The organism is Steroidobacter sp. (assembly GCF_016790065.1).
Taxonomy (GTDB): domain Bacteria; phylum Pseudomonadota; class Gammaproteobacteria; order Steroidobacterales; family Steroidobacteraceae; genus Steroidobacter.
This window is the reverse complement of sequence record NZ_JAEUPY010000548.1, coordinates 1-3292: the sequence shown is the minus strand read 5'-3', so window position 1 is coordinate 3292 and position 3292 is coordinate 1. Positions and strand designations below refer to the sequence as shown.

Annotated in this window: 2 protein-coding genes and 1 pseudogene; all 3 read right to left on the bottom strand. The window is 62.4% G+C overall.

Annotated elements, in window-relative coordinates; all coding sequences use genetic code 11:
• Positions 1 to 1985: pseudogene (locus tag JNL55_RS22665) on the bottom strand (hypothetical protein); the annotation flags it as partial.
• Between the two features lie 23 nt (positions 1986 to 2008).
• Positions 2009 to 2602, bottom strand: coding sequence for a PilX N-terminal domain-containing pilus assembly protein (locus JNL55_RS22660; protein ID WP_293859340.1), 594 nt, complete (start codon positions 2600 to 2602; stop codon positions 2009 to 2011).
• A gap of 21 nt (positions 2603 to 2623) precedes the next feature.
• Positions 2624 to 3292, bottom strand: a 669-nt coding sequence (locus JNL55_RS22655; protein ID WP_293859337.1) for a PilW family protein, incomplete at its 5' end; no start/stop codon positions are given.

The window sequence follows — 3292 nt, the reverse complement described above, 5'->3', positions numbered from 1 at the left end:
AGCGATTGAGTGCTGATGCTGCCGCTGTTGAGCGCGGCGGCCGAGGCCGTGCTGGTGCGGTCTACGATCGAGCGCAACACCGACTTCAGCTGAGTCGAGATGTCTTTCGGGTCGCGCGCGTTCAACAACTGACCGCGGCCGTTGACCGTGGCATGCCACAGGTCGTCCACCGCGGACGGGTGACGAGCCGGGAACGACGTCGGCCACACTGGCTTGTTGGTGTACACGTTGACCGCTGGGCTCGCATTCGGATCGAACACCAGGCCTTTGGTACTCAGCGTCACCGCGTAGAAATTCATGTGCAGGTTGCGATTGCAATCCAACGGACCACTGTAGGTGCCGGTACCGCAGCCGTTTGGCACGGTCACGCGACCGGCCGGGAAGCTGGTGCCGGTGCGCAGCGGAGTGCTGTACGCGTCCATGACCGCGTCGGCGAGCGAACCGGAGAAGGTGTCGCTGTACGGATCGCCCTTGTCGCCGTCGACGTTGCCATACACCCCTTGGATGCCGTCGCCGGCGGCCGGCGAGTTGGAGAAACCGTCGGTGAACAGCATGCCGAAGTTCTTTTGGCAGGCCAGCGTCACCGGGGCGTTGGTATCGGTGCGTCGGAAGTTGGTAATCAAAGATGCGACAGCAGTGCGGTTCGGCGTGCCGCCGCTGCGCACCCAGTCGTAGTAGAAGCGCGAATACAGATTGGTTTTGACGCTGGCGCTGTCGATGCTGCCCATGGTCACGCTGTTGTTCGGGCTGTTGATGGTGAAGCCTTCGACGCGAATGCCGGTGATGTCGTTGAACGACTCGCCCAGACCGGCGCGCAGCGCCTGGTGCCGCTTGCGATAGAACTGGAACCAGTTGGCGAAGTTCTGCATCGCTGCGTTGTACTGCGCGGTGGTGCTGAAGTTGGCCGGCTTGATCACATAGCCCACCAGCGTGCTTGCGGTAGTGTCGGCGGGCGCTTTGCCGCCTGCGATCTTGCTGGCGTCGATATAGCCATAACTGGTCGGCAACGTGACTGTGGAGGGCAGATAGAACGTCGCCGGGAAGTAACGAATCGCGACCCGGCCCGCAGTGGGCAGGGTGAAGTCGCGATTGCCGCTGGCGGCGGTAGTCTTACAGCCGGTGGTCACGCCGACCTGGCAGGTTTCGCCAGTGCGCACGTATTGCCAGTTGGCCGCTACATCACCAGTCGTGCCGCCGTAATTGGCTGCACGGAAACAGGTACCCGCCGGCAGCGTCATGCCGGTGTAGACCTTGAAGTAATAGTTGTCGGTACGGTTATTTGTGATAGCGGTACAGGCGGTGGCTGGATCGACATTGCCTTCGCCGGCGTAATCCTGAGTCAGGTTGATGGTGACGGTGCTCTCGAACACCGGATCGAAGCGCGTCGCGGTGGGCGTGGCGTTGCTGAATGTGTAGCCGCCGCCATTCACCCAGGGGTCGTAGGTCACCTGAGGGTTGAAGTAAGCAGCGTTGTGCGCAGAGGAGCGAGCCCACGCATAGTCAGGGATCGGTGGGATCCCGAAGTGATCGTTGGTGTCGTCGCCGGTGCGGCGGCGAGCGCCGGTGTTGCCGCCGGTGCCGTTCGGGAACAAATAGGCGTATTTTTTCCAGGCCGTGCCCGAGTTACCGGAGTTGTTGAAGTTCAGTTCGCCGCTGGCGTACACGTCGCCGGTGCCGGTGCTGTTGGCACGACAGCCGGTGAACTTGTTGTTGTCGGTGGTAGTACAGCCGCTGGAGTCGCCGCTGCGCCACCAGGCCGCGCCGTCGTTACCGGGGAACAGCACCTCGAAGTCCATCGAACCGGAGTCGTCGATGGCCATGATGAGGTTGGGTTGCGCGCCGGCCGACAGGAACAGCGGCGTGTCGGTCAAACCGATGGTGGTGGCTGGCGCAGCTGTGGCAAACAGCATCGCGGCGGCGATGCTCGCTGTGTAGCCGACCTTGCGAAGCGCGGCGGTGACCTTGTTCATGGAAACATTACTCATGTGGGTAATGACTCGTTCGATGCTCAATTGAAGCGACGCACGTACGTGCTGTGCAGGACCACTTGCGAGTTATCCGTGCCGCCCTTACCGCGCGCGACGATTCGGTAGTAAACGCGGCTGGGCGGCGGACCGGTGGGCGGGATGCTCAACGAGTCCGGCACTTCCTCGACTTCCTCGATATAAAACTGCGGATCCCATTTCGCGAGACCTTCGTTAGCGGCGCCGGCGATCAAATTCGTGGTGTCGCCGCTATAGCGCTGCGCTCGGGCATCCCACCAAGCGTTCGATGCAAACGCCTGCTCCTGATAGCTGACCTGGCCGTTGAGAAAGCCCAACTCGTAGACCTGGCACGGCGGACTCGTTACTGAGACGCACGGCAGGGGAGGCGCGGTCAGCGCGTTGTTGTCGATGATGCGTTCGCCGGCGCGTAACGCTGCTTCGGCGGCCTGGAATGCCAGGTCGTAGTTGCGCTGGGTGCCGGCCATGCGCTCCTGCAAGCGCGTGCTCTGGCCCGCACCGAGCGCTAGGATGGTCACCACCAATAGCAGCAGCATGCTCACGATGAGCACGGCGCCGCGTTGCTGGCGGGACGATGCGATGTTGCTGGGGTGTTTCATGATGACTGTGGTGCGCACTCGTTAATCGACGCGGACTCGATTACGCAAGCTGATGGTCGCGGTGAAGATTTGTCGCGTACGCCGGTCGTTGGCAGCCGGCACGGTCGTATTGGTGAGCAGTTGATAACTGCGTGCGTCGATATCGGTGCCGTATTGTTGGACCGATCTGACCAGCAGCGCCACGCGGACTGAAATGACCTGTTGCCAATTGGTCGTGGCGGTGGCTTCGCGGTAGTCGTCGACGGTGCGATCGTTGTTGGTGTCGATGCCGTATTCGACCTGCATCTGTTCCACGCCTTGCACCAGCTCTTCGCGGGCGCGGCTGCCGACTTGGCGATACAGCGAGTTGGTGCCGATCGGCAGGGTGTTGCCCGGCGCAGTGGCGCCGACGCTCGGTCCGACGAAGTACACCGTCGTTTCCACCGGCACGACTTCAGCGTTGCGCTTGAACTGATAGCTGGTGCTGGCATTGGCATTGCCCGGCGAAGCGCCGGTGGCAGTGTGTGAGAGGCTGCCGCCCAGCGCCGTCACCTGGAAAAACGCTTGGCCTTCGCAGCTGTAGGCCATCACCACGTCATTGACCACGATGCTGCCGCCGCTGACTACCAGCGGATCCGTCGGGCTTGCCATGTTGGTTGTGACGATGGCGGGCTGAGCCTCGGGGCGAGGGCCGCGCAGTACCAATACGTC